The organism is Allobosea sp. MMO-172, from assembly GCF_037147855.1.
Lineage (GTDB): Bacteria > Pseudomonadota > Alphaproteobacteria > Rhizobiales > Beijerinckiaceae > Allobosea.
In genome coordinates, this window is record NZ_JBBCUM010000004.1 from 318,168 (window position 1) to 342,426 (window position 24,259).

Annotated in this window: 28 protein-coding genes and 1 other RNA gene; 8 read left to right on the forward strand and 21 right to left on the reverse strand. The window is 67.6% G+C overall.

Annotated features, from left to right (window positions below; translation table 11 throughout):
* Positions 1–91 precede the first annotated feature (91 nt).
* Together gap and tkt are read right to left on the reverse strand one after the other, a co-directional pair.
* Positions 92–1,102 (reverse strand): type I glyceraldehyde-3-phosphate dehydrogenase, encoded by a 1,011-nt coding sequence (gene gap / locus WFK61_RS08710; RefSeq protein WP_265055978.1) that lies wholly within the window; start codon positions 1,100–1,102, stop codon positions 92–94.
* A 126-nt stretch (positions 1,103–1,228) separates the two neighbouring features.
* On the reverse strand, positions 1,229–3,226 hold the full coding sequence (tkt, locus tag WFK61_RS08715; protein WP_336811128.1) for a transketolase: 1,998 nt from the start codon (positions 3,224–3,226) through the stop codon (positions 1,229–1,231).
* 362 nt (positions 3,227–3,588) lie between these two features.
* Here tkt and WFK61_RS08720 point away from each other — a divergent pair, with 362 nt between their 5' ends.
* Positions 3,589–3,900: a DUF4164 domain-containing protein gene (locus WFK61_RS08720; RefSeq protein WP_336811129.1), complete on the forward strand. Its 312-nt coding sequence runs from the start codon at positions 3,589–3,591 to the stop codon at positions 3,898–3,900.
* Between the two features lie 19 nt (positions 3,901–3,919).
* Positions 3,920–4,288 (forward strand): cell division protein ZapA, encoded by a 369-nt coding sequence (locus WFK61_RS08725; protein WP_047580412.1) that lies wholly within the window; start codon positions 3,920–3,922, stop codon positions 4,286–4,288.
* Between the two features lie 72 nt (positions 4,289–4,360).
* Here WFK61_RS08725 and pal read toward each other — a convergent pair whose 3' ends face one another.
* Positions 4,361–4,867, reverse strand: coding sequence for a peptidoglycan-associated lipoprotein Pal (gene pal / locus WFK61_RS08730; protein ID WP_336811130.1), 507 nt, complete (start codon positions 4,865–4,867; stop codon positions 4,361–4,363).
* 326 nt (positions 4,868–5,193) lie between these two features.
* Between pal and WFK61_RS08735 the strand changes: the two genes are divergently transcribed.
* Entirely contained in the window at positions 5,194–5,994 is an 801-nt protein-coding gene (locus tag WFK61_RS08735) for an aldolase (protein ID WP_336811131.1), read from the forward strand.
* Here the strand turns inward: WFK61_RS08735 and WFK61_RS08740 are convergent.
* From WFK61_RS08740 to tolQ, 5 genes are all read right to left on the reverse strand, one after another.
* Entirely contained in the window at positions 5,982–7,190 is a 1,209-nt protein-coding gene (locus tag WFK61_RS08740) for an MFS transporter (RefSeq protein WP_336811132.1), read from the reverse strand. The genes WFK61_RS08735 and WFK61_RS08740 overlap by 13 nt on opposite strands.
* Before the next feature lie 128 nt (positions 7,191–7,318).
* Entirely contained in the window at positions 7,319–8,656 is a 1,338-nt protein-coding gene (tolB, locus tag WFK61_RS08745; RefSeq protein ID WP_336811133.1) for a Tol-Pal system beta propeller repeat protein TolB, read from the reverse strand.
* 5 nt (positions 8,657–8,661) lie between these two features.
* Positions 8,662–9,870 (reverse strand): cell envelope integrity protein TolA, encoded by a 1,209-nt coding sequence (tolA, locus tag WFK61_RS08750; protein ID WP_336811134.1) that lies wholly within the window; start codon positions 9,868–9,870, stop codon positions 8,662–8,664.
* A gap of 34 nt (positions 9,871–9,904) precedes the next feature.
* Positions 9,905–10,348 carry a protein TolR gene (gene tolR / locus WFK61_RS08755; protein ID WP_442896280.1) on the reverse strand — a complete coding sequence of 148 codons (444 nt, stop codon included), beginning with the start codon at positions 10,346–10,348 and terminating at the stop codon, positions 9,905–9,907.
* Positions 10,349–10,365: 17 nt separating this feature from the next.
* Positions 10,366–11,076, reverse strand: coding sequence for a protein TolQ (gene tolQ / locus WFK61_RS08760; protein WP_336811136.1), 711 nt, complete (start codon positions 11,074–11,076; stop codon positions 10,366–10,368).
* Between the two features lie 557 nt (positions 11,077–11,633).
* Here tolQ and WFK61_RS08765 point away from each other — a divergent pair.
* Positions 11,634–12,143, forward strand: a complete 510-nt coding sequence (locus WFK61_RS08765) for a GDSL-type esterase/lipase family protein (protein ID WP_336811137.1) — start codon at positions 11,634–11,636, stop codon at positions 12,141–12,143.
* 115 nt (positions 12,144–12,258) lie between these two features.
* On the opposite strand, the gene WFK61_RS08770 is transcribed toward WFK61_RS08765, so the two are convergent.
* The 3 genes from WFK61_RS08770 to ybgC form a co-directional block, all read right to left on the reverse strand.
* The gene (locus tag WFK61_RS08770; protein ID WP_336811138.1) at positions 12,259–12,720 is read right to left on the reverse strand and encodes a DUF2852 domain-containing protein; all 462 of its coding nucleotides are present in this window, start codon (positions 12,718–12,720) and stop codon (positions 12,259–12,261) included.
* Between the two features lie 93 nt (positions 12,721–12,813).
* Positions 12,814–13,470, reverse strand: a complete 657-nt coding sequence (locus WFK61_RS08775; RefSeq protein ID WP_336811139.1) for a TetR/AcrR family transcriptional regulator — start codon at positions 13,468–13,470, stop codon at positions 12,814–12,816.
* 40 nt (positions 13,471–13,510) lie between these two features.
* Positions 13,511–13,915, reverse strand: a complete 405-nt coding sequence (gene ybgC, locus WFK61_RS08780) for a tol-pal system-associated acyl-CoA thioesterase (protein WP_336811140.1) — start codon at positions 13,913–13,915, stop codon at positions 13,511–13,513.
* 127 nt (positions 13,916–14,042) lie between these two features.
* On the opposite strand from ybgC, the gene WFK61_RS08785 reads away from it, so the two are divergent.
* Entirely contained in the window at positions 14,043–14,555 is a 513-nt protein-coding gene (locus tag WFK61_RS08785; RefSeq protein ID WP_336811141.1) for a hypothetical protein, read from the forward strand.
* A 24-nt stretch (positions 14,556–14,579) separates the two neighbouring features.
* On the opposite strand, the gene WFK61_RS08790 is transcribed toward WFK61_RS08785, so the two are convergent.
* From WFK61_RS08790 to ruvC, 6 genes are all read right to left on the reverse strand, one after another.
* Positions 14,580–15,107, reverse strand: coding sequence for a YqhG/Tai3 family protein (locus WFK61_RS08790; RefSeq protein WP_336811142.1), 528 nt, complete (start codon positions 15,105–15,107; stop codon positions 14,580–14,582).
* Positions 15,108–15,187: 80 nt separating this feature from the next.
* On the reverse strand, positions 15,188–16,213 hold the full coding sequence (gene ruvB / locus WFK61_RS08795) for a Holliday junction branch migration DNA helicase RuvB (protein WP_336811201.1): 1,026 nt from the start codon (positions 16,211–16,213) through the stop codon (positions 15,188–15,190).
* Between the two features lie 23 nt (positions 16,214–16,236).
* The gene (locus tag WFK61_RS08800; protein ID WP_336811143.1) at positions 16,237–16,731 is read right to left on the reverse strand and encodes a hypothetical protein; all 495 of its coding nucleotides are present in this window, start codon (positions 16,729–16,731) and stop codon (positions 16,237–16,239) included.
* Complete coding sequence (locus WFK61_RS08805; protein ID WP_336811144.1) at positions 16,728–17,219, reverse strand: GNAT family N-acetyltransferase; 492 nt, start codon at positions 17,217–17,219, stop codon at positions 16,728–16,730. The genes WFK61_RS08800 and WFK61_RS08805 overlap by 4 nt, the downstream gene beginning before the upstream one ends.
* Positions 17,216–17,833, reverse strand: coding sequence for a Holliday junction branch migration protein RuvA (gene ruvA / locus WFK61_RS08810; RefSeq protein ID WP_336811145.1), 618 nt, complete (start codon positions 17,831–17,833; stop codon positions 17,216–17,218). Before ruvA ends, WFK61_RS08805 begins: the two co-directional genes overlap by 4 nt.
* 166 nt (positions 17,834–17,999) lie before the next feature.
* Positions 18,000–18,512 (reverse strand): crossover junction endodeoxyribonuclease RuvC, encoded by a 513-nt coding sequence (gene ruvC / locus WFK61_RS08815; protein ID WP_336811146.1) that lies wholly within the window; start codon positions 18,510–18,512, stop codon positions 18,000–18,002.
* A 163-nt stretch (positions 18,513–18,675) separates the two neighbouring features.
* Here ruvC and WFK61_RS08820 point away from each other — a divergent pair, with 163 nt between their 5' ends.
* Positions 18,676–19,455, forward strand: coding sequence for a sulfite exporter TauE/SafE family protein (locus WFK61_RS08820; RefSeq protein ID WP_336811147.1), 780 nt, complete (start codon positions 18,676–18,678; stop codon positions 19,453–19,455).
* Positions 19,456–19,581: 126 nt separating this feature from the next.
* Here WFK61_RS08820 and WFK61_RS08825 read toward each other — a convergent pair whose 3' ends face one another.
* From WFK61_RS08825 to ssrS, 4 genes are all read right to left on the reverse strand, one after another.
* Entirely contained in the window at positions 19,582–20,328 is a 747-nt protein-coding gene (locus WFK61_RS08825; RefSeq protein WP_336811148.1) for a YebC/PmpR family DNA-binding transcriptional regulator, read from the reverse strand.
* A gap of 101 nt (positions 20,329–20,429) precedes the next feature.
* Positions 20,430–21,254 carry a TIGR00282 family metallophosphoesterase gene (locus WFK61_RS08830; protein WP_336811149.1) on the reverse strand — a complete coding sequence of 275 codons (825 nt, stop codon included), beginning with the start codon at positions 21,252–21,254 and terminating at the stop codon, positions 20,430–20,432.
* Positions 21,255–21,309: 55 nt separating this feature from the next.
* Positions 21,310–21,897, reverse strand: a complete 588-nt coding sequence (locus WFK61_RS08835) for a 5-formyltetrahydrofolate cyclo-ligase (RefSeq protein WP_336811150.1) — start codon at positions 21,895–21,897, stop codon at positions 21,310–21,312.
* A gap of 6 nt (positions 21,898–21,903) precedes the next feature.
* Positions 21,904–22,061: non-coding RNA, 6S RNA (gene ssrS, locus WFK61_RS08840), on the reverse strand.
* A 174-nt stretch (positions 22,062–22,235) separates the two neighbouring features.
* Here ssrS and ybgF point away from each other — a divergent pair.
* Both ybgF and tilS read left to right on the forward strand, forming a co-directional pair.
* Positions 22,236–23,186, forward strand: a complete 951-nt coding sequence (ybgF, locus tag WFK61_RS08845) for a tol-pal system protein YbgF (protein WP_336811151.1) — start codon at positions 22,236–22,238, stop codon at positions 23,184–23,186.
* Positions 23,183–24,238: a tRNA lysidine(34) synthetase TilS gene (gene tilS, locus WFK61_RS08850; RefSeq protein ID WP_336811152.1), complete on the forward strand. Its 1,056-nt coding sequence runs from the start codon at positions 23,183–23,185 to the stop codon at positions 24,236–24,238. Before ybgF ends, tilS begins: the two co-directional genes overlap by 4 nt.
* Positions 24,239–24,259 lie beyond the last annotated feature (21 nt).

Consider the following 24,259-nt stretch of genomic DNA (forward strand, 5'->3'; position numbering starts at 1 on the left):
TAGCTGGCAAGTATGGGGCGAAACCGCACTTCGGCAGCGCGGCCTCGCATTCAGGTGTCATGCCCTCAATATGGGGCAGGGTGATGATGGATCAGAGCAGGGCGCCCATGGCGACGGCGGTGTCGCTCATGCGGTTCGAGAAGCCCCACTCGTTGTCGTACCAGGACAGCACGCGCACGAACTTGTCGTCCATGACCTTGGTCTGGTCGAGGGCGAAGGTCGAGGACGCCGGATCGTGGTTGAAGTCGATCGAGACGTTCGGCTGGTCGGTGACGGCGAGGATGCCCTTGAGCGGGCCGCGCTTCGACGCCTTGATGATCGCCTCGTTGATCTTCTCGACCGTGGTCTTGCGCTTCGAGATGAACTTGAAGTCGACGACCGAGACGTTCGGGGTCGGCACGCGCACCGAGGTGCCGTCGAGGCGGCCCTTCAGCTCGGGGATGACGAGGCCGATCGCCTTGGCGGCGCCGGTCGAGGTCGGGATCATCGAAAGCGCGGCGGCGCGGCCGCGATAGAGATCCTTGTGCATCGTGTCGAGCGTCGGCTGGTCGCCGGTATAGGCGTGGATCGTGGTCATGAAGCCCTTGTCGATGCCGACGGCGTCATGGAGCACGCGCACGACCGGCGCGAGGCAGTTCGTGGTGCAGGAGGCGTTCGAGACCACGAGGTGGTCCTTGGTCAGCTCGTGCTGGTTGACGCCGAAGACGACGGTCAGATCGGCGCCGTCGCAGGGGGCCGAGACCAGGACGCGCTTGGCGCCGGCGGCGAGATGGGCCGAGGCCTTCTCCTTGCTGGTGAAGAAGCCGGTGCATTCCAGCGCGATGTCGACGCCGAGCGCCTTGTGCGGCAGGTCCTTGGGATCGCGGATCGCGGTGACCTTGATCGGGCCGCGGCCGACATCGATCGTGTCGCCGGAAACGGTCACCGTGCCGGGGAAGCGGCCGTGGACGGAGTCGAAGCGGAAGAGATGGGCATTGGTCTCGACCGGGCCGAGATCGTTGATCGCCACGACCTCGATGTCCTTGCGCTTCGACTCGATGATCGCGCGCAGAACGTTGCGCCCGATGCGGCCGAAGCCGTTGATCGCCACCTTGACCGTCATGTCTTCCTCTCCTTCGCCGAGCGTCCGGCGTAAGCCGTCGCTATCCACGCGGGCAATTCGGCCAAAGAATGGCCGAACGCAAGATGTCTTTCGGGAAAATCAGCCCTGCCTGCGGCAAACAGGCGCTCAGGCGTTATGCTGCTTCATCGCGGCGTCGGCGATCGCCTCCGCCGTGATGCCGAAATGCTTGTAGACCTCCTTGTAGGGGCCGCTGGCGCCGAAGGAGTTCATGCCGATGAAGGTGCCGTCATGGCCGATCACGGCATCCCAGCCGAAGCGCACGCCGGCCTCGACCGCGATCTTGACCGGGGCGGAGCCGATGACAGCAGCCTGCGTGGCCTCGTCCTGCTCGAGGAAGAGTTCGAGCGAGGGCACCGAGACGACGCGGGCGCGCACGCCCTTCTCGGCGAGCAGCTTGCGCGCGGCGACCGCGAGCTCGACCTCGGAACCCGAGGCGAAGAGCGAGACCTGGGCCTTGCCGCCCTCGGCCGCCAGCAATTCATAGGCGCCGGTGGCAGAGCGGTTCTTCGCGGTGGCGTCGGTGCGCAGCTGCGGCAGGTTCTGGCGCGAGAGCGCGAGCACGGTCGGTCCGTCGGTGCGCTCTAGCGCTGCCTGCCAGGCTTCGGCCGTCTCGATCGTGTCGGCCGGGCGGAAGACGCGCATGTTCGGCATGGCGCGGAGCGAGGCGACCTGCTCGACCGGCTGGTGGGTCGGGCCGTCCTCGCCGAGGCCGATCGAGTCATGGGTCATGACATAAACGACCGGCAGGCTCATCAGCGCGGCAAGCCGCATCGAGGGACGGGCATAGTCGGCGAAGACCAGGAAGGTGCCGCCGCCGGTGCGGAAGCCGCCATGCAGCGTGATGCCGTTCATCGCGGCGGCCATGCCGTGCTCGCGGATGCCGTAGCGGACATAGCGGCCCTTCGGGGTCTTCGGGGTGAAGTCCTCGGCGGCCTTGGTGCGGGTGTTGTTCGACGGGGTCAGGTCGGCCGAGCCCATCACCAGCTCCGGCATGATCGGGGTGATGGCTTCGAGAGCCATTTCCGAAGCCTTGCGGGTGGCGACGGCCTGCGGCGCGGCGATCAGCGCCTTCTTGTGGGCGAGGATCGCCTTGTCGAGCTTGGCCGGGACGGCAAGGGCGAGGCGGCGGTCGAACTCGCCGCGCTTGCGCTCGGAGAGGGTGGCGAAGCGCTCGCTCCAGTCCTTGTGGGCGGCGGCGCCGACGGCACCGAAGCCGCGCCAGGCCTTGAGCACGTCAGCCGCGACCTCGAAGGCGCCGCCGGTGATGCCGAGCTTCTGCTTGGCGGCGGCGAGTTCCTCGGCGCCGAGCGGCTCGCCATGGGCCTTGGAGGTGCCGGCCTTCTTCGGCGCGCCGAAGCCGATCACGGTCTTGCAGGCGATCATGGTCGGCTTGTTCGACTTCTGGGCGCGGCGGACCGCGGCCTCGATCGCCTCGGGATCATGGCCGTCGACGCGCTCGGAGCGCCAGCCGCAGGCCTTGAAGCGCGCGACCTGATCGACATTGTCGGTGATCGAGAGCGGGCCGTCGATCGAGATGCCGTTATCGTCCCAGAGCACGATCAGCTTGTTCAGCTTCTGGTGGCCGGCGAGCGCGATCGCCTCCTGGCTGATGCCCTCCATCAGGTCGCCGTCGGACGCCAGCACATAGGTGTGGTGATCGACGACCTTCTTGCCGAACTCGGCGGCGAGCATGCGCTCGGCCATCGCCATGCCGACGGCGGTGGCGAGGCCCTGGCCGAGCGGGCCGGTGGTGGTCTCGACGCCGGCGGTCATGAAGTTCTCGGGGTGGCCGGGGGTCTTCGACTCGAGCTGGCGGAAGGCCTTGAGGTCGTCGAGCTGCATGCCGGGGGCGCCGGTGAGATAGAGCAGGGCGTAGAGCAGCATCGAGCCGTGGCCGGCGGAGAGCACGAAGCGGTCGCGATCCGGCCAGCGCGGATCGGCGGCGTCATACTTCATCACGCGGGTAAACAGCACGGCGGCGATGTCGGCGGCGCCCATCGGCAGGCCGGGATGGCCGGACTTGGCCTTCTCGACGCCATCCATCGCCAGGCCGCGGATGGCGTTGGCGAGCTTGTCGTGCTGGGCGCGATCGATGGTGGTCATGATGATCTCACAGGGCTCCGTCGGGCGGGCGGGAGGACCGGGCCGGCCTGCGCGACAGCGGGCCGGCGAGGGGGAAGGCAGTGAATTCCGCGTCAGCTTTCCTGCAGCCGCTTGCGGCAGGCTTGGAAAGGACGGGTGGATTAGGCCCGGCCCTCCCCGCGAGTCAATTCGCGAAACCCCGCTTTCGGGGTCGCAGGCGCGGCTTTCGATCGGTTTTCCGCAGATGGCGCGTCAACTGCGCCGGGCAAGCCGTTGTGGAGGCGTGTTTCCGGGCCGCGAGATCGATTCCTGTTTTCCGCCGCTTTGCTGTAAATTGAGGCACGAATCGTGTGAGCCGGCTTCGATCTGAAAGGAGAGCGACGGTGGCGAGCCTGATGCTGGACAATGCGCTGGCGCGCCTCGATACGGCGCTGGGGCAGCTGGAGGCGGCGGCGCGGCGGCGGGTCGAAGCTGAGCGTGGACGTGGCAACCTCGAAACCGAACTCGCCCTGATGCAGGACGACCGGGCGCGGCTGGCGGCCGAGCTCGACGGCGCGATGGCGCGCCTCGGCCAGGTCGAGACGGCCGCGGCCGATGTCGACCAGCGGCTGGAGCGGGCGATGAACGTCGTCGGCGCGGTGATCGCGCGGGTGGAGGCGCAGCAGCCGCCGGAGCCCGAGGCAACGCAAGGCTAGAACAAGGACTGGAGCTCGAATGCCGCAAGTCAACGTCATGATTTCCGGGAAGGCCTATCGCATGGCCTGCGGGGAGGGCGAGGAGGCCCATCTCGAAGGGCTCGCCCGGTTCTATGACGAGAAGATCGGCGAGATGCGGCAGGCTTTCGGCGAGATCGGCGACATGCGCCTGCATGTCATGGCGGCGCTGATGGTGGCCGACGAGGTCCATGAGCTGAAGCAGCGCCTGGCCAAGCTGGAGGCCGATCTCGCGGCGACGCAGGGCAATGCCGGCGCCGCCGACGAGCGCCTCAGCGAGGTCGAGGACCGGGCGGCCGAAGCGCTGGTCGCGGCGGCCGAGCGGATCGAGGGCGTGGCGCGCAGCCTGATCCCGACCGCGGTGGGCTGATCGCGCCATTCAGATACGAAAAAGGCCCCGGATGTCGCCATCCGGGGCCTTTTCTGTGTCTATCCGCTCAGATCAGACGCCGCCGGCGCCGTCCAGCACCGTGACGACACGGCGGTTCTGCGACCAGCAGGAAATGTCGTTGCAGACCGCGACCGGGCGCTCCTTGCCGTAGGAGATGGTGCGCATGCGGTTGGCCGGGATGCCGCGCGAGGCGAGGTAGTCGCGCACGGTCTGGGCGCGGCGGGCGCCGAGCGAATAGTTGTACTCGCGGGTGCCGCGCTCGTCGGCATGGCCTTCGACCGTGAAGGTGTAGCGCGGGTAGCGCTGCAGCCAGCCGACCTGCTTGTCGAGGGTGGCGGTCGCGGTCGAGGTCAGGTCGGTCGAGTCGGTTTCGAAGAAGACGCGGTCGCCGACATTGACGACGAAGTCCTGCGCGCTGCCCGGGGTCGCGGCGCCGCCGGCGCCGAAGCCCGAGCCGTCGGCGTTCTGGTCCTTGGCGCAGGCGCCGAGAGCGAGCGTGGCGGCGATGGCGGCGGCGAAACGGACGGCACGGCCGCCGGGAACGAGATTGGTGAACATGGCTGGACTCCGGGCAATCGAATGATGTGGCGGGGCACTTCGAGGAAGGCTTCGCAATGCCTCATCAATGAAGTGTCAACCTAAACGAGACCTTGCCAAATCAGGGCGAAGTGGCGGCATTGCGGCTTATGGTTAACCAATTATGGCGAAAGACGATTCCGGGAAGGGCTGTGGTGCGGCGGACACATCCGCGCCCACTCGTGAAACAAGCTTGCAGATCACCCCGGCAATTGCAGCGCCTGTTTCGCCGGAAGGGCTCTATCGTTCCCCGAGCAACGGCTCGATACTTGCTTCGTTTCCGCCTTTCCCTTCGACCGGAGATCGCGATGGCCCATTCCCTCAAGTCCGGCGCAGCGAACGTGATGCCGCTTCGTGGTCCGAACCAGCCCGATCTCGATGCCGAGATCGTCTGGGAGGCGCGCCGGGACTTGGCCGCGACCTTCCGCATGGCGGCGCGCTACGGTTTCGAGGAGGGCATCTGCAACCATTTCTCGGCGCTGGTGCCGGGCCATGACGACCTGTTCATCGTCAATCCCTATGGCTGGGCCTTCCGCGAGCTGACCGCCTCGAAGCTGCTGATCTGCGATTTCCACGGCAATGTCGTCTCGGGCGAGGGACAGCCGGAGGCGACGGCCTTCTACATCCATGCCCGCATCCACAAGAACATCCCGCGCGCCAAGGTCGCGTTCCATACCCATATGCCCTATGCGACGGCGCTCTCGATGACCGAGGGCGATCCGCTGATCTTCGCCGGCCAGACGGCACTGAAGTTCTACGGCCGCACCGTCGTCGACCGCGACTATAACGGGCTGGCGCTGGACGAGCGCGAGGGCGACCGTATCGCGGCAGCGGTAGGCGACGCCGATATCGTCTTCATGAAGCATCACGGCGTCATGGTGCTCGGGCCCAACATCGCCGAGGCCTGGGACGACCTCTACTATCTGGAGCGGGCCTGCGAGGTGCAGACGCTGGCGCTCTCGACGGGGCGGCAGGTCAAGCCGGTGAAGCCCGAGATCGCCGAAGCGGCCTATCGCCAGATGCGCGAGGGCGATCCGGAATCGGCCCGCCTGCACCTCGCCTCGATCCGCCGCCAGCTCGACACTGAGGAGCCGGTCTATCGCGACTGAGCCGGCCGCATCCGCCCTCGGAGCATCATGAATGCACAGAGGGCCAGCACCGACAGGGCGGCACCGGTCAGGAACGTCGCACTCGAACCATAGGCGTCCCAGATCAGGCCGGCGGCGATATTGCCGATGAGGACGACGAGCCCGGTCATCAGGTTGAAGAAGCCGAAAGCCGTGCCCTTCATCTCGGCAGGGGCGGTATCGGCGATCAGCGTCGCCAGCAGGCCCTGTGACAGGCCCATATGCAGGCCCCAGAGGACGATGCCGAGCACGAAGGCCGTGATGCCGGATGCGACTGCCAGCACGCCGTAAGCGGCGATGAGGACGAGGATGCTGAGGACGAGCAGGCCGGTTCGCCCGACGCGATCCGACAGGCGGCCGACCGGATAGGCCGTCAGCCCGTAGACCGCGTGCATGATCACCATGGTGAGCGGGATCATGGCCGGCGCGAAGCCGGCCTCCTGCGATTTCAGCAGCAGGAAAGCCTCGCTGAAGCGTGCCGCGGTCAAAAGGCAGGCGGCGATGATGACCAGCCAGACCGCGCGATTGAGCAGGACGACATTAGCGAGGCGAAAGCGTTTCACGGGCCTGGCGGATGGCGGGGCTTCGGGCTCCCTGATGCCGAAGACGAGGAGCGCGATGGCCAGAAAGGCGGGCACGACTGCGATCCAGTAGATCGTGAGCACGTCGTTGTTGAGCGCGAGCATCAGCCCGACTGCCGCTAGAGGTCCGAGGAAGCCGCCGACCGTGTCGAGCGACTTGCGCAGCCCGAAGCTCGCGCCCCGGATTTCGGGCGGTGTCACATCGGCGATCAGCGCGTCGCGGGGCGTGCCGCGAATGCCCTTGCCGACACGATCGAGCGCCTTGGCCGTGACGATCCAGCCGGTCGAGGTCGCGAGCGGGAAGATCAGCTTCGATACGGCGCCGAGCCCGTAGCCCAGCACGGCCAGCGGCTTGCGGCGGGTGGTGATGTCGGAGATCACGCCGGAGAACAGCTTGGTCACGGTCGCGATCGCGACCGAGAGGCCCTCGACGAAGCCCACGAAGGTCGCTGAGGCGCCGAGCACGCCCACGAGATAGAAGGGCAGCAACGTCTGGATCATCTCCGACGAGACGTCCATCAGCAGGCTGACGAAGCCCAATACCCATACGGTGCGCGGAATGCGCGAGGTCTTCGGGGCGGCGTCTGTGGCAGGCATCGGATCGGCGCTCTTGTTGCGCGCTCATCAGCCACAGCTCGCGGAAGAAGGAAACCGCCGCAGCAATCAAAAAGCCGCCCGGCAGTGACCGGGCGGCTTTTTCTCGTTCGAGGAACCTGCGGTGCGTCTCAGCGCTGGCCGCTGAGCAGGGGCGACCAGGTCGGGTCGGAGGCGAAGGCCGGGGTCGGCACGGGCACTTCGACGCGGCCGGTGATGTCGACCATGTAGAGCTTGCCGCCGGACTGGCCGCCCGGATCGCGGAAGAACATGATGTACTGGCCGTTCGGCGCCCAGTTCGGGGCTTCGTTGTGGAAGCCCTCGGTGAGGATGCGCTCGCCCGAGCCGTCCGGCCGCATCACGCCGATGGCGAAACCGCCGCCGCCCTGGCGGGTGAAGGCGATGAGGTCGCCGCGCGGCGACCAGGACGGCTGCGAATAACGGCCCTGACCGAAGGAGATGCGCTGGCCCTCGCCGCCGCCGGCGCCCATCACATAAAGCTGCTGCTGGCCGCCACGGTCGCTCTCGAAGACGATGCGCGAGCCGTCGGGCGCGTAGGAAGGCGAGGTGTCGATCGCCGCCGTCGAGGTCAGGCGCGTCGTCGAGCGCGAGCCGATATCGATGGCGTAGAGATTGGCATTGCCGCCCTGCTGCAGCGAGAGCACGACGCGCTGGCCGTTGGGCGCAAAGCGCGGGCTCGAGCTCATGTCGGGGAAGTTGCCGACGATCTGGCGCTGGCCGGTCTCGATGTTGAGGACCTGCACGCGCGGCTGCTCGCCGAGGCGCTGGGTCATGAAGGTCACGTCCTGCGAGACCGGCGAATAGCGCGGCGTCACCACGGAGGTGTCGCCATTGGTGAGGTAGCGCACATTGGCGCCGTCCTGGTCCATGATGGCGAGGCGCTTGCGGCGCGTTTCCTTCGGGCCGGATTCGTCGACGAAGACGACGCGGGTGTCGAAGAAGCCACCCAGCCCGGTGACCTTCGAGAAGATCGCGTCCGAGATGATGTGGCCGACGCGGCGGGCATTGCTCGGGTCGGTGAAATACTGCTGGCCGTCGGTCTGGGTGCCGGTCGCGACGTCCCAGAGGCGGAACTCGGCGCGGATGCGGCCGGCTTCGCGTGCGACGCGGCCGGTGACGAGGGCCTGCACGCCCGCCGCCTTCCAGGCGTCGAAGCGTGGCGCCGCATCGAAGGGTGGGTTCGCTTCGGGGAAGCGGCCCTTGTCGATCGGTGTGAAGTAGCCGCAGCGCTTCAGGTTGTTGGTGATGACGCCGGAGACCAGCACGCCGCCCTCGCCGCCGAAATCGGCGATGGCGATCGGCATCGGCTGGAAGGCGCCGCCCGTCAGGTTGATGACGAGCTCGGCCTTGGCCGCGGCCGGCACCAGCAGTGCCGCGCCGGCGGTGGCGAGGAGACGGCGGCGCGTCGGCGCGGCCGTGAGGAAGGGCAGGGGGCTTCTGTCGATCATCGGGGTCACATGACGTCCCTGGCGTCGAAATTGACGACGACATCGCGCCAGTCGTCGTAATAGGAGGCGAATTGAGCCGGGATGCGCAGCGGCGCGCAGCGGCGGGTGGCGGTCAGCGCCGAATCGGCGGCGACCCGGAAGAGCGGATCCGCGGATGAGTTGATCACGCCGGGCTGGCCGATGAGCGAGCCGTCGGTGTTCAGTTTCATCCGCACGGACGGCACGACATTGCCGTTGCCATGGGCGTTGGCGAGCGCGATCGGCACGTTCCAGCACTTCAGGAGCTGTTCCTGGATGATGCCGATGAGCTGGGCCCGGAGCGAGGGGCTGAGCTTCTGCGAGGAGCCGCGCTCGGTGCCGAGCGAGGCGGTGCGGTTGACCTGCGGCGCCGAGGAGCCAGACGACTGCGCCTTCTCCTTCGACTGGAGCAGCTTGGCGATATCGCTGGCGTTGAAGTTCTTGGCGATCTCCGCCTCCTTCTTCGCCTTGGCCTCGGCCTCCTGCTTGGCCTTCGCTTCGGCGGCGATCTTGGCCTTCTGCTCGGCCTCGGCCTTCGCCTTGGCGGCAGCCTCCGCCTTTTCCTTCGCGGCCTTCTCGGCTTCGGCCTTGGCGAGCGCCTCGGCCTTGGCCTTCGCGTCGGCTGCGCGCTTGGCGGCCTGGGCATCGGCTTCCGCCTTGGCCTTGGCGGCGGCCTTCGCCTCTTCCTCGGCCTTCTTCGCCTTGGAGGCGAGCTCGGCCTCCTCGGCGAGCTTGGCCAATTCCTCGCGCTTCTGCTCGGCCTCGCGGGCGGCAGCGGCCTCGCTCTTCTGCGGCGGCTGCTTGGCGGGTTCCGGCTGCTTGGCCTCGGGCTTCGGCGGCTCGACCGGGCGGGCCGGCGGCGGGGGCGTCGTGGCGTTGTTCTCGGCGGTCTTCAGTTCTGGCGGGCGCGAGGGCGGCGCCGGCGTGTCGGCCTTGGCCTCGCCGGCTTCCTTGCGCTCGACCGTCTCGGACTGGCGCTCGGCGCGCGGGGTCGGCTGCGCCTGGACCTTCTCGGCGCTGCGCTCGCCGCGCGTCACCTGGTTCAGCGCGCTGGGGTCGATCACCTCGACGGCGATCGCCTCCTCGTTATCCGGCAGCGGCGCAGGCGACGAGAACGCCAGCAGCCCCGCGACGAGGAACGTCGCGTGGCCGAGCGCCGACACCAGCATGCCAGGTTCGGAGGTCGAAAGCTTCACGCCCTTAACGTCCTTACTCTCTAACTCTCAGCTCTCAGCGGCTCGGCTCGGTGACGAGCGCGACCCGCTTGAAGCCGGCGGCGGTGATGGTCGACATCACCGAGGCGACGCGGCCGTAATCGACCTGCTTGTCGCCGCGAACATAGATGCGCTCGTCGAAGCCCTGCTTGGCCAGGCCCTGGAGCTTGGCGACGAGGTCGGGCTCGAGCGTCGGCTCGTCCTGCAGGAAGATCTGACCCTTGCTGTCGATGGCGATGGTCAGCGGCTTCTGATCGACATTGATCGGCTTGGCGCCGGTCTGCGGCAGGTCGAGCGGCACGCCGGTCGCGATCAGCGGCGCGGCGACCATGAAGATGATGAGCAACACCAGCATGACGTCGATGAACGGCGTCATGTTGATCTCGGCGATGGCGCCGTGGCGGCGTCCACGCCGGCCCCGGCGGCCGGAACCGCCCTTTGCGCCTGAAGCGGCTGACATACCCATCGCTCAGGCCCTCACGCCGCCATGCGCTCGTCGATCTGCCGCGACAGGATCGCGGAGAACTCGTCGGCGAAGGCTTCGAGACGGCCTTGCGCCTTGGCGACCTCGGCCTGGAGCTTGTTGTAGGCCATCAGCGCGGGAATGGCGGCAAAGAGGCCGATCGCGGTGGCGAACAGCGCTTCGGCGATGCCGGGCGCGACGACCGCGAGCGAGGAATTCTTGGAGACCGCGATCGCGGTGAACGAGGTCATGATGCCCCAGACCGTGCCGAACAGGCCGATGAAGGGGGCGGCCGAGGCGATGGTCGAGAGCACGAGCAGCCCCGATTCCAGCCGCTCGGTCTCGCGCTGGATGGTGACGTCGAGCACCTTGTCGATGCGCTGGGGCAGGCTGGCGACCGAGCGGCCGCCATTCTCGAAGGAGCGCTTCCACTCCCGCATCGCCGCGACGAAGACGGCGGCCATGTCGTTGACCGGCTTGCTGGCGAGGTCGCGATAGAGCTCCTCGAGCGAACGGCCCGACCAGAACACCTCCTCGAAGGCGTCCATGTCCTTGCGCGTCCGGCGATAAAGCAGGGTCTTGTCGACGATGATCGACCAGCACCAGACCGAAGCGGCGAGCAGGCCCATCATGACCAGCTTGACGACGATATGGGCGTGCCAGAACAGCGTCCAGAACGACATGTCGATCTGCGGCGCGGCCTGCGCGACGTCGGCGGGGTTCATCCTGTCATCCTTCTCACCCAGGCGGTACGCCGTGGCCGGATGCCTCAAGGCTCCAGCCCCGGCCCAAACCCCGCCGCTTGCGTCGCGGGAGACCCACGCCGCCGCCCGATCCGCGATCCGGGGAAATGCCGTATCCCTCCAATCGCGCGTGAATCCGGCGAAAGATGGGCCGAAACGGGGTTTCCCACGGAACGCATGCTCCAGAGCGAGTTAAGCATCCGGCAAGGTTAATGTGGGGTATACGCGGGAGTTGCGGCGTGGGCGCGACAGCGGAAAATGGCGCGGGCGTCTTCCGCAAGCTGCACGGTAGGAGGACGACGCTCGGGCGGAGGCGCGGCCGGAGAGACCGGTGAGTGTGAAGGCCATCCGTGCCTGTCGCGGGTTTTCGCGTCGGATAGGGTGCTGGAAAACCCAAGCGAAGCTCTCTGCAATCCGCCTGACGTGCCCATTCTCGCTAAGATAAAAACAAGTCGGGCGATCGGATCTGGCGGGCTAAGAAATGTTGCCGTCATATCGAGACGATGAAATCATCGGCGCCGCTAATTCGGGAGGTAACCTTGCGACACATTCCGATCGTTTGCCTGGCTTTTGGTTTGTCGGTAGCGCCAGCCTTCAGCTCTGATGTCATTGCTCTTGGCGCGAGCAATACCCTGGGGCGGGGCAAGGGCGCCGGACATGGCGGGGTCGATCGTGCTCAGGCCTATCCGGCTCAGCTGGAAGCGATGCTTCGTCAGCGAGGTTGCAAGGCGCGTGTCGTCAATGCCGGCGTGGCGGGCGATACGCCGAGCGGCATGGCGGCCCGCCTGCCGAAGCTCCTGACAAAGCAGACAAAGGTCGTCGTGTTGCAACCCGGCGGCAACGACAGAGGCCCCGAGCGCGCCAGCGCCTTGGCGCGGATCGAACAATTGCTGGCGGATCGCAAGATCGCTCTGGTGACATTGGAGCGGCCAGGGCAGATCGCGCCTGCGTATCAGCTATCCGACGGGCTGCATTTCAGCGCCGAGGGACATACTGCTTTTGCAAGTTACCTCCTGCCGAAAGTCGTTTCTGCGGGCGCATGCTCGTAGCGAGCAAGGCTGCAGATTGCGCGCGCCCTGGGGGGCGCCTGCAATCATAAAGAAAAACCCGCCTCGAAGGATCGAGGCGGGCTGGATGATGTCCCGATGATGGGGTGGGCCTTTATCAGGCCGCGTCGGGCTGGGTCGGGGTGTTGGCCGGCGGGTTGTTGCGGCGCTCGTTCATGAACTGATCGAACTCGGCCTTGTCGCGGGCCATGCGCAGGCGGCCCAGGAAGTCGTGGAACTCGCGCTGCTCGTCCTCGAGGCGGCGCAGCGTCTCATCGCGGTACTCGTCGAAGGCGCGGTTGCCGCTGGTCGGGCCGCCGCGGCCGCCCCAACCACCGAAGCCGCCGCCGAAACGGCCGTCACGGCCGGCCATGCGCTCGCGCAGGCGCTCCATCTTGCCCTGCAGGCGGTTCATCCGGTGCTCGTACCGGTCTCCGGCATATCCACAACCCATGCGTCCACTCCAGAAAAGAAAGACCAGGGTCGCAAGACCCAACGGCCAGAACAGGATGAAGCCGAGAACCGCGAAGGCGATCCAGGCACCCTTTCCATATTCGTCCAGCTTCTCGACGATCGGCATTGCTCCCTCACTGAACCAGCGTGAATGTAAATCACATTTACATAGATGCGCTCGACCCCGCCGCTTGTCAAGAAGCCGGCCTGCGGAAAAGAATCAGCCGGGCGTGGAGGGGCCGTTGCGGCCGATGCCCAGGCCCTGGAGATAGATCAGCATGCCGGCCTCCAGCAGCTCGGCAGCCGACATCGGCAGGGGGCGGCGCCCGCCATCGGCGCGGCCGAACAAGGCGGCGACGCCATGCGACATCGCCCAGACATGCAGCGCCATCATCAGGGCAGGGGGGCGCTTGCCCTGCGGGAGCTGCGCGATCAGCGCCTCGGAGGCCTGGCGCAGGCCGGCGAAGGCGCGGTCGGCGGCGGCGCGCAGTTCCGGGCTGGCGTCGAGCGGCACGCCGGCCTCGAACATCGCCGAATAATAGGCGGGCTCGTCATGGGCGAAGGCGAGATAGGCGCGCCCCAGCCGATGGAAGGCGGTTTCGGGATCGGGCCGGCCCTGGTCCCAGGCGCGCGACAGGGCCGCCTCGAAGGCCTGGAAGCCGCGGGCGGCGACATCGGCCAGCAATTCGTCGCGGTCGCGGAAATGGCGATAGGGCGCGGCGGGGCTGACGCCGGCCATGCGGGCGGCCTCGGCGAAGGTGAAGCCGTTCGGCCCCTTCTCGCCGATCAGCCCGAGCGCGGCCTTCACCAGCTCCTCCTTGAGGTTGCCGTGGTGATAGCCGCGGGGTGTCTCGGGGCGGTCGCGCTTCCAGCTCATGTAAGGAGCGCTAACATGCGGGCGGGGGCTGCGTCGACTGTCAGTCGTCGAGCATCAGGCGCTTGCGCAAGCCGTCCGGGATGCGGCGGGCGCGACCGCCGCCGACGCAGGCGACCTTGACTGCGGCAGCGATCAGCACCTCCTCGCCGCGCAGCACGCGCTGCTCCAGGTCCATGGTGGCGCCGCGCGCCTCGACCGAGCGGGTCTCGACCGTCAGCAGGTCGTCCATCACGGCCGGCCGCAGGAAGTCGATGGTCATCTTGCGCACGGCGAAGCCGAGCGCCGTCTCGCCGTCGAAGAGTTCGCGCTGCTCGACGCCGAGCGCACGGATCAGCTCCGTGCGGCCACGTTCCATGAAGCGCAGATAGGAGGCGTGGTAGACGACGCCCGAGAAATCGGTGTCCTCGTAATAGACGCGGACCTCGATGCGATGGACCCTGCTCATGGCGCTCCGGAGCGGTTTCGAATGGCTGAAGCTGCCATAGACCAGGAGAGGCGGCTTCGGAAAGGCTGGAACTGCTTTGCCGGAAGGGCGTTGCCCGTTGCGTGATCTCAGCAAGGGAGGACCTGTCATGGCGCAATCCAGCAAGGCGACAGCGAGGCTGCTCGACAAGACCGAGGCCGATCTCGTCGCCAGCACCCAGCGCGGTGCGATCGGGGCTCTCCCGGACGACGCGTTGCGCGACCTCGCCGGCAAGCTGCGCGAACGCCGCGACAAGGCGCGTGACGGCGCACGGCGCCAGAAGCGCGAGATGCGCGGCAAGGCGGAGCCCAAGGGGACCAAGCCAGCCACCGACAATACCGGCACCAAGGCGAAGGCCGATGCGCTCACGGCGGCGCTGAAGCGGGTCGGCGCCGAGCGCACGCGGCGGGAGGAGAAGGCCAAGATCCCGAGCCAGCGCAGCCTCGCGCGCAAGGCGCTCGCCCTCAAGCAGCGCCAGCTCGCGGCCGAGCGGCCCGCCAGCCGCACGGCCAGCAAGGGCATGCGGCCGGTCGAGAATCCGAAGGCTGCGAAATCCGGCGCGCTGAACGATGCAGGCGCCCGGCCCGCGATGATGCGCTCGAAGATCGCGCGGCAGTCGTAGCGCAGTGTCGAGCCCTGCGAGCGTTCAGCGCTTGCAGGGCTTGCCCATGAAGGAGCCGCAATCATAAGGCTGCGAGAGCTGCTCGCGGACCGAATAGGCCTTGCCTTCGAAGCTGTTGACGATGTCGTCGATGCGCCAGCCGCCATTTTCGCGCAGCATCCTGAACTCGACGACGACCGGCTTGCCGAAACTGCGGAAATTCGTGAGCACCGTCGCCTTGCCGGCCGCGACGGGGATCGTGTCCAGGCTCAGCTTCTTCACCTCGCCGTCCTGGCCGTTGATGAAGGGGGCGGCGCCGATATGGCCCATCTCGCCGGCCTCGTCCTGAAAGAGGTCGTCGCGGGCGAAGAGGGCGGCGAAGTCCCTGGTCATCAGCTTGTCGCGATGCGGCGGGCGCCAGGGCGGCGCACCGCGCCCGGCGAGCGTCTTGACCGTGATCGCATAAGCCTCCTTCACCGGGCCCGAAGGGACGCTGTCATCGGCGAGGGCAAGGCCGGCCGCCAGCAATCCAAAGACGGTTGCTACCGATGCGACGAGACGGGTGGCTGACATGGCGATCTCCGGGGCGATGCCTGACCGATGAAGCGCGGCGGGCGGTCGCGCGTCCTGCATATGCCGGACGAGGCGCCGCTTTATTCGCCGTCCTCGTCATTGCCGAACAGGCCGAACTGGGCCGTCTCGCGCGAAGGCTCAGGCATGCCGAGATGGCGGAAGGCATGGGGCGTCAGCAGGCGCCCGCGCGGCGTCCGCTGGATGAAGCCCTGCTGGAGCAGGAAGGGCTCGATGATCTCCTCGATCGCGTCGCGCGGCTCGGAGAGCGAGGCGGCGATGGTCTCGATCCCGACCGGGCCGCCGCCGAAATTGACCGCGACCGTGGTGAGATAGCGCCGGTCCATCTGGTCGAGGCCGATGGCGTCGACATCGAGCAGGGAGAGCGCCTTGTCGGCGACCTTGCGGGTGACGATCGGGTCGCCGTCGACGATGGCGAAGTCGCGCACGCGCCGGAGCAGGCGCCCGGCGATGCGCGGCGTGCCGCGGGAGCGCTTGGCGATCTCGTTGGCGCCGTCGTCGGACATCGGCACGCCGAGCACGCGGGCTCCGCGCGCCACGATGCCCTGCAATTCCTCGACCGTGTAGAACTGCAGCCGGATCGGGATGCCGAAGCGGTCACGCAGCGGCGTGGTCAAAAGGCCGGCGCGCGTGGTGGCGCCGACGAGGGTGAATTTGGGCAGGTCGATCTTGACCGAGCGGGCGGCCGGGCCTTCGCCGATGATCAGGTCGAGCTGGTAATCCTCCATCGCGGGATAGAGGATTTCCTCCACGGCCGGGTTGAGGCGGTGGATTTCGTCGATGAAGAGCACGTCGCGCTCTTCGAGATTGGTGAGCTGGGCGGCGAGGTCGCCGGCCTTGGCGATGACCGGGCCCGAGGTCGAGCGGAAATTGACGCCGAGCTCGCGCGAGACGATCTGCGCCAGCGTCGTCTTGCCGAGACCGGGCGGGCCGACGAAGAGGACATGGTCGAGCGCGTCGCCACGGCTCTTGGCGGCGTTGATGAAGACCTGGAGATTGGCGCGTGCCGCTGCCTGGCCGGTGAAATCGGACAGCGACAGCGGACGCAGCGAGGTCTCGCTGTCGTCGTCGCGGCGTTCGGCCGTCATCAGGCCGGAGCGTTTGGGTTCGCTCACGACAACTCCTGTTCAAGAACGGGCAGGGCGCGCGGCTGCGCCAGTTTCCAGAAGGCGCCGCACAGGACGAGTGCGGCGCTTGCTCCGGCAAAAGCGGCGATGAGCGCGATCTGCGTATCGCCGGTTATGGCGAGGGAGCCGATGCCGCTCAGTGCTGCCCCGCCAAGCGAGCAGATCAGCAGAAAGCCTGTGCAGGACGGGGCACGCCTATGGAGCATTCCGGCGAGGACACCCGTGCTCACGGCCGGGGCTGTGCCGAGAACATAAGCCATCTGGATCGCAATCGGAGACAGGAGCTGATGCGACATGGCGTAGAAGCGCCCAAAGTCCGGCGATGCCCGCAGTACCGTTCCGGTCGGCCCTTGTTGAAAGAACGTGTCGAAGAGGCCGAAAGCCATGAGGATGCAGACAAGCCCGACCAAAGGCCCCGCAAGCCCGAAACCGAGCGCGGCGAACAAGAGCAGGTATTGCGTGCCCAGCCGCCCGCTCACAGCGCGATCTCCAGCTCGATGGCGTCGTGGATCGGGATGTCCTTGTACCCTGTCCTGATGATGTTCGGCTCGACCGAGCGATAGTGGTCGATCGCTTCGAGATAAAGGCCGGAGAGACGGAAGCCGCGGCGCTGGTAGAAGGTCATGCCGGGCATATTGTCATTGGTCAGCATGGCCTTGAGCCGTTTGGCGCCGGCCTTGCGCGCCGCGAAGATCACGGCGTCGAGCATCTGGATCGCGACGCCTTCGCCCGGCTTCAGCGAATGGAGCGCGCAGAGATAGGCGCTGTCGCCTCGCACGGTCCAGCTCGCCAGCGCCGCCGTCTTGCCCGACGGTTCGAACAGGCCGAGCGCGTCGATCTCGGCAACGTCGTAGACGTGCAGGTCGATCATCATGCTATGCGAGCCCCAGCTCGCCAGCATGATGCGGCAGAGCTCGGTCTTGTCTGTGACGACGCGCAATTGAAGCTCGTCGGGCGCTTCGCTCACTTCGCCAGTTCCTTCAGGCCCAGCTTGATGAGCTGGGCCGTGCCGGCCCCATCGCCGGCGGCCTTGGCGGCAGCCGCCACGGCCGCCACCGCCTGCGCCTGAGGATAGCCGAGATTGGCGAGCGCCGACACGGCGTCGGCGATCGGCTGCGGCAGTTTCCTGTCTTCCAGCGCGCCGGACAACTGCACGACGCCGGGGTCGATATGGCCGAAGGCCGGCGCCTTGTCCTTGAGCTCGGCGCAGAGGCGCTGCGCCAGCTTGGGGCCGACGCCGGGCGAGCGGGCGATGGCGGCCTTGTCATTGGTGGCGATGGCGGTGGCGAGCGCACCGGGGTCCAGCGTCGAAAGGATGGCGAGCGCGACCTTGGCGCCGACGCCCTGCACGACCTGCATAAGGCGGAACCAGTCGCGCTCGACATCGGACAGGAAGCCGTAGAGGCGGATCGCATCCTCGCGGACATGGGTCTCAATCGAGAGCGCGGCAGCCTCGCCGGGCTGGGGCAGGCGCTGGAGCGTGCGCGCCGAGCACTGCACGACATAGCCGACGCCCTGCACGTCGATGATGACGTGATCCTCGCCATAGGAGTCGATCAGGCCCTTGAGCTTGCCGATCATTGATTTCCTCCAGGCGTCATCCCGGGCGACCGCAGGGAGACCCGGGATCCATTCCGGAGCATGTCTCGGTGAGGTTCCGGAATGGATCCCGGATCTTCGCTCCGCTCCGTCCGGGATGACTCAGGCGAGGGAGTGTCGCGAAAAATGTCGATCGGCAGCATGGGGCTCATGATGCCTTCATCTGCGCGACCAGCGCTTTCATGCCGCGATGCTGGGCGTGGCAGATCGCGACGGCGAGTGCGTCCGCGGCATCGGCCGAGCTTGTCTCGGCCTTCGGCAGGAGCACGCGGATCATCGCCTGGACCTGCTTCTTGTCGGCATGGCCGACGCCGACCACGGTCTTCTTGACGAGATTGGCGGCGTATTCCGCGACATCGAGCCCGGCGAGCGCCGGCACGACCAATGCGATGCCGCGGGCCTGGCCGAGCTTCAGCGCCGATTGCGGGTCGCGGTTGATGAAGGTCTCCTCGACGGCGGCCTCGTGCGGACGGTGCGCGGCGAGGACCTTGTTCAGGCCCTCGTGCAACTGCCGCAGGCGCTGGCCGAGCGACAGCGTGCCGTCGCTCTCGATGCAGCCGCAGGCGACGAAGGAGAGCTTGCTGCCTTCCGAAATCACGATGCCCCAGCCGGTTTTGCGGAGGCCGGGATCGATGCCGAGGATGCGAATCGGAGGAGCCATGATGCCTGCAAACTAGCGGATGTTTCGGATTTGTCCCGCGCCGAGACGGGCGACGGGACGGGGCGGGATGAATTCCCCTGATCGATGCCATCAAAAAGGAAAGTTGTTCTTGCTACCGGCGCGCGGGCATGGTTCGCCGCATCTTTCTTCTCCAGCCGGCTCCATGTTCTCGATCCTGTCTTCCTTCATGCCGGGCGTCGGCGCCGACGGCATCGCCGTCCTGCTGGCCGCGACCTTGCTCGGCGGGCTGGTGCGCGGCTTCACCGGCTTCGGCTTCGCCATGGTCTTCATGCCGCTGGCCTCGGTCGTGCTCGGGCCGGTCGCGGCGCTCGGCCTGATCTGGTTCATCGACCTGCCCTTTGCGCTGCCGATCGCGGCGCGCAGCGCCAGGACGGCCGAATGGCGCGAAATCCTGCCGCTGCTCCTGACGGCGACGCTGGCGCTACCGGCCGGCATCTGGCTGCTGATCTGGCTCGACCGCGAGACGATGCGCTGGGTTCTGGCCTCGCTCGTGCTGATCGCGGTCGCGCTGATGGCATCGGGCTGGCGCTATCACGGACGGCCGACGATCCCGCTCTCGCTCGGGGTCGGCGCGCTGTCGGGACTGTTCAATGGCATGGCCTCGATCGGCGGCATGCCGCTCGCGGTGTTCTGGCTGGGAGCGCAGCGCAACGACCGGCACAAGACGCGGGCCAATCTGCAGGCCTTCTTCGGCGTCTCGACGCTGATCAGCGGCACGGTGCTGTGGTGGAAGGGGATTCTGACCGGCGGAGCCCTGCTGATGGCGGTACCGCTCTTCGCGGTCTACGGCATCGGGCTTTGGGCCGGGACGCATGGCTTCCGGCTGGCCTCGGAGGAGACGTTCCGGCGCGGGGCCTATCTGGTGATTTTCTTGAGCGCGCTGATCAGCCTGCCGCTGTGGGATGTCGTGATCGGGCGGTAGGCGGAGGCTGTATCGTCATGCTCGCCCTTGTGGCGAGCATCCACGTTTTGAACACGGCTTTGCACGAAGGAAGACGTGGATGGTCGGGACAAGCCCGACCATGACGTGGAGCGCGCTGGCTTCGGCTCAGGCGCTGAGCTTCGCCATGATGTCGTCGGCGATCTCGAAATTGGCGAAGACGTTCTGGACGTCGTCGTCGTTGTCGAGGGCCTCCATCAAACGCATCATCGAGCCGGCCTTGTCCTCGTCGAGCGGGGCGGTCGTCGTCGGGCGCCAGACGGGCTTGGCCGATGCGGGGGCGCCGAGCGAGGCTTCGAGCGCCTTGGAGACCTCGTTCAGCGCGTCGAAGGCGCAGAGGATGGTGTGGCCGTTCTCGTCCGAGATCACGTCGTCGGCGCCGGCCTCGATCGCGGCTTCCATCAGCTTGTCGGCGTCGCCTGCTTCCGGCGGATAGGAAATCTCGCCGACGCGGTTGAACATGAAGGAGACGGAGTTGCTTTCGCCGAGCGCGCCGCCAGCCTTGGTGAAGTAGGAGCGAACGGCGGAGGCGGTGCGGTTGCGGTTGTCGGTCAGCGCCTCGACGATGACGGCGGCGCCGCCCGGGCCGTAGCCCTCGTAGCGGACCTCGTCATAGTTGTCGCCTTCGCCGCCGGCCGCCTTGTTGATGGCGCGCTGGATGTTGTCCTTCGGCATGTTCTCGGCGCGCGCGGCGAGCACGGCCATGCGCAGGCGCGGGTTCATGTTGATGTCGGGCATGCCCATCTTGGCGGCGACGGTGATTTCGCGGGCCAGCTTCGAGAACAGCTTGGAGCGCACGGCATCCTGCTTGCCCTTGCGATGCATGATGTTCTTGAACTGTGAATGGCCGGCCATGGGAGCTCGTTACCTTCAGAGGTTGCGGCGGAAAGCGCTGGAAGCCGGCCTTATAGGCGCCGGCTCTGCCCGCGTGCAAGCGCTGCGCGCGCCGGAAAGCGTCAGGAAATCCAGGCTTCGGGCACGGCCTGGCTGAGATGCGGGCCGACACGCACGGCCCAGACCGCCTTGGCCAGGCCGGTCGCATCGTCGATATCGACCGCGACGCCGGAGAGCGTGCCTTCGCCGGTCGCCGGTTCCAGCCGCGCGCCTGGCACCTTCTGCAGGAAGCGGCGCACCGGCTCGTCCTTCTGCATGCCGAGCACGGAATCATAGTCGCCGCACATGCCGGCATCGGACTGGTAGGCCGTGCCGCCGGGCAGGATGCGGGTGTCCGAGGTCGGCGCATGGGTATGCGTGCCGACGACGAGGCTGGCGCGGCCGTCGAGGAAATAGCCCATGGCCTGCTTCTCGCTGGTCGCCTCGGCATGGACATCGACGATGACGGCGTCGGCGACCTCGCCGAGCGGGCAGGCGGAGAGTTCGCGCTCGACCGCCGCGAAGGGATCGTCGAGCGCGTCCATGAACAGCCGGCCCATGACGTTGACGACGAGAACGCGGGCGCCGTTGCGGGCCTCGATCACGGTTGCACCGCGGCCGGGCGTGCCGGGCGGATAATTGGCCGGGCGGATCAATCGGTCCTGCCGGGCGATGAAGACGAGCGCCTCGCGCTGGTCCCAGGAATGGTTGCCGAGCGTCACCACATCGGCGCCGGCGGCGAGGATCTCGTCGCAGATCGCCTCGGTGATGCCGAAGCCGCCGGCGGAGTTCTCGCCGTTGATAATGACGCAGTCGAGCTTCCAGGCCTCGCGCAGGGCGGGCAGCCGCTCTTGAACCGCAATCCGGCCCGGGCGGCCGACGATGTCACCGAGGAAGAGAAGACGCATGAAACAGACTCGAAAACCGTGAAGGCTTTCTCCCTCGCGCGAAGGCGCGCGGGAATCAACCGCAACGAAGGGTTTCGCGTTCGGTCACGATCCAGTCGAGGCGCCGGTCATGCGGTTCGTCAGGCACCGCCTCGATCTCCTGCGCGGCATAGCCGATGCCGATGCTGACGGTCGGGCCGAGCTCGGTCAGTGCCCGATCGTAATAGCCCTTGCCGTAGCCGATGCGGTAGCCGCGCCGGTCGAAGGCGGCGAGCGGCACCAGCAGGATCGTGGGGTCAAGCTCCGGTTGATCCGGGGCGGGAACGAGCGTGCCGAAACCGCCGGGTACGATCGGCTCATAGGGCGCCCAGCGCCGGAAGATCATGCGCTTGTCGACGATCGCCGGCAGGCAGAGCGGCAGGCCGCGCTCGTGCAGGGCTTCGAGGATCGGGCGGGGATCGGCCTCCGAGCGCATCGGCCAATAGGCCGAGACCGGGCCGGTGCTGCCCTTCCAGACGGGGAGGGCAAGGGCGTGCGCGGCTATCTCCGCGTCCCATTCCAGCCGGTTGTCGAGATCGAGTCCGTCGCGGCGGGCCAGCGCTTCCGCGCGGAGGGCCGCCTTGCGCGGGGAGGGTGTGACCTGCGTGGCGGACGTCGTCGTCATAAGGGCTGCGGAGCCACCTCGGCCGTGGAGTTTTGAATCCCGGGACACCTACTAAAGTAGGTGGGCGCCGTGTGTCCGGCTCCAATGGAACCGGTCAGGGACAGCTCCCTAGGGAGTCGTATGGGCCCGGGGAATGCTGTCTCTCACGCACCAGGCAGCCCCGCTCTGCCAATGTAGGGAGGTCGCCGGCAAAGCGCCAGTGGTTCTTTCTGCGTTTGCCTCAGGTTTGCACATGGCGCGCCCTCTGATCAGGCCCGCCATGAAAACGTTCATATTTTGGCCGTGGTGCGCTGATGGTATAGAGACGCGCGCGACATGTACGGAAACCGGTCTCAACGATGCTTCGTTCTCTCCTAGCCCGCCATCTCTCCCGTCCGGGACTGGCCGCTCTGGCGCTCTCCGCTGCGTTGGCCGGCGGTGTCGTGCCGGCCACGGCGCAGGATGCGGCCGATCTGCTGGTCCGCACCACGCGGCTGGAAAACCAGCTGCGCCAGATGTCCGGCCAGATCGAGCAGCTCCAGTTCGAGAACCGCAGGCTCTCCGAGCAGCTCCGCAAGTTCCAGGAAGACGTCGATTTCCGCATGAACGAGAAGAGCGGCGGCGGGCGCCCCAATACGGCTGCCCCCGGCGCGACGGGCGCGCCGCCTGCCGGCGGAGCGCCGCAGCCGCAGCGCCAGCGCCGCAGCGATGCCTTCGACCCGACGATGCAGCAGGGCGCAGCCGGCGGGCCGCAGCAGCTCGGCGGTGGCGCCGGGATCGCCGGCATCATCGAGGATGACTATGCCGGCGGCCCGGCCACCGGCCAGCCGCTCGACCTCCAGGGCGTCGGGCGCCCGGTGCCGCAGGGCGGGCTGCCGCAGGACAGGCCACGCGGCGCGAGCGTCGCTGCCGCCAGCGGCCCGCAGAGCGCCAAGGACGCCTATGATCTCGCCTTCGCCTCGCTCCAGCGCAAGGAATACGAACAGGCCGAGATGGGCTTCCGCCAGTTCCTCCAGAGCTATCCGCGCGACCGGCAGGCGGTCGATGCGACCTACTGGCTCGGCGAGAGCTATCTCCAGCGTCAGCGCTATCGCGAGGCGGCCGAGCAGTTCCTGAAGATCTCGCAAGGGTCGCCGAAGGCGGCCAAGGCACCGGACAGCCTGCTCAAGCTCGGCATGTCCCTGAACGGGCTCGGCGCCAAGGAACAGGCCTGCGCCACCTACGCCAAGGTCGGCATCGACTATCCCTCCGCTTCCAACTCCGTGCGCCAGGGCATCGCCCGCGAACGCCGCCGCTCCGGCTGCGCTTGAGCGCGGCCCCGATCGCAGAGAACATCGCGCCGGTCTCGTCCGTCGAGGCCGGCGCTGCTTTTGAAGGGCTGTCGTGTGAGACGGCCCTGCTTGTCGCCGTCTCCGGCGGGCCGGATTCGATAGTCCTGCTGGCGCTATTGGCGGCATGGACTCGGATGCCCGGACGGCCGGCACTTCATGCGGCGACTGTCGATCACGGATTGCGCCCGGAATCGGCCGAGGAGGCCGCCGCGGTCGCTGCGCTTTGCGCGAAGCTCGGTGTCGGTCATGCAACCTTGCGCTGGGAAGGGGCCAAGCCGGCGAGCGGCTTGCAGGCCGAGGCCCGGCGCGCCCGCTATGCCCTGCTGGCGAACGAGGCGAGGCGGCTCGGCGGCGCGGTGCTGGTCACGGCCCATACGCTCGACGATCAGGCCGAGACGATGCTGATGCGGCTCGCCCATGGCTCCGGCCCGTCCGGGCTCGTCGGAATGCGGGGGCGGAGCGAGGTCAATGGGGTTCGGCTGGCGAGGCCATTGCTCGGCATTTCCAAGGCGCGCCTCGTCGCGACGGCAGAAGCGCGCGGGCTGCCTTTCGTTCGCGATCCCAGCAATCGTGACCAGCGCTTCGAGCGGGTGCGCTGGCGGGAAGCGATGCCGGTTCTGGCGGAGCAGGGACTGACGGCGGAGCGGCTGGGACGTCTGGCTGAGCGGCTTGAGCGCCTGGACGAGGCGGCCGCATACCGCGCCGGCAAGGCACTCGCCGAGGTCGTGCTGCCGGATGAGCCCGCGGAGCAAGGTCTGCGTTTGCGTTTTTCAGCGCTTATCCGTGAGCCGGAAGAGATCGTGCTCCGGGTTCTCGGGCTGGCCCTCGATGCGGCCGTGCCGGGCAGCGAGGGATATGGCCGACTGGAGCGGCTGGAGGCCTGTGGGGCGGCTCTGATCGAGGCGGTTCGCGCCGGCTCGGCACTACGCCGCACCTTGTCGGGCTGCGTTCTTTCGCTCGGCCGCGACGGTGTGTTGGCGCTGCAAGCCGAGCCCCCGCGCAGACGCGGTGTTCACCCTTCGGCGTCATAGTGCCGCCACGCCATTGCTTTC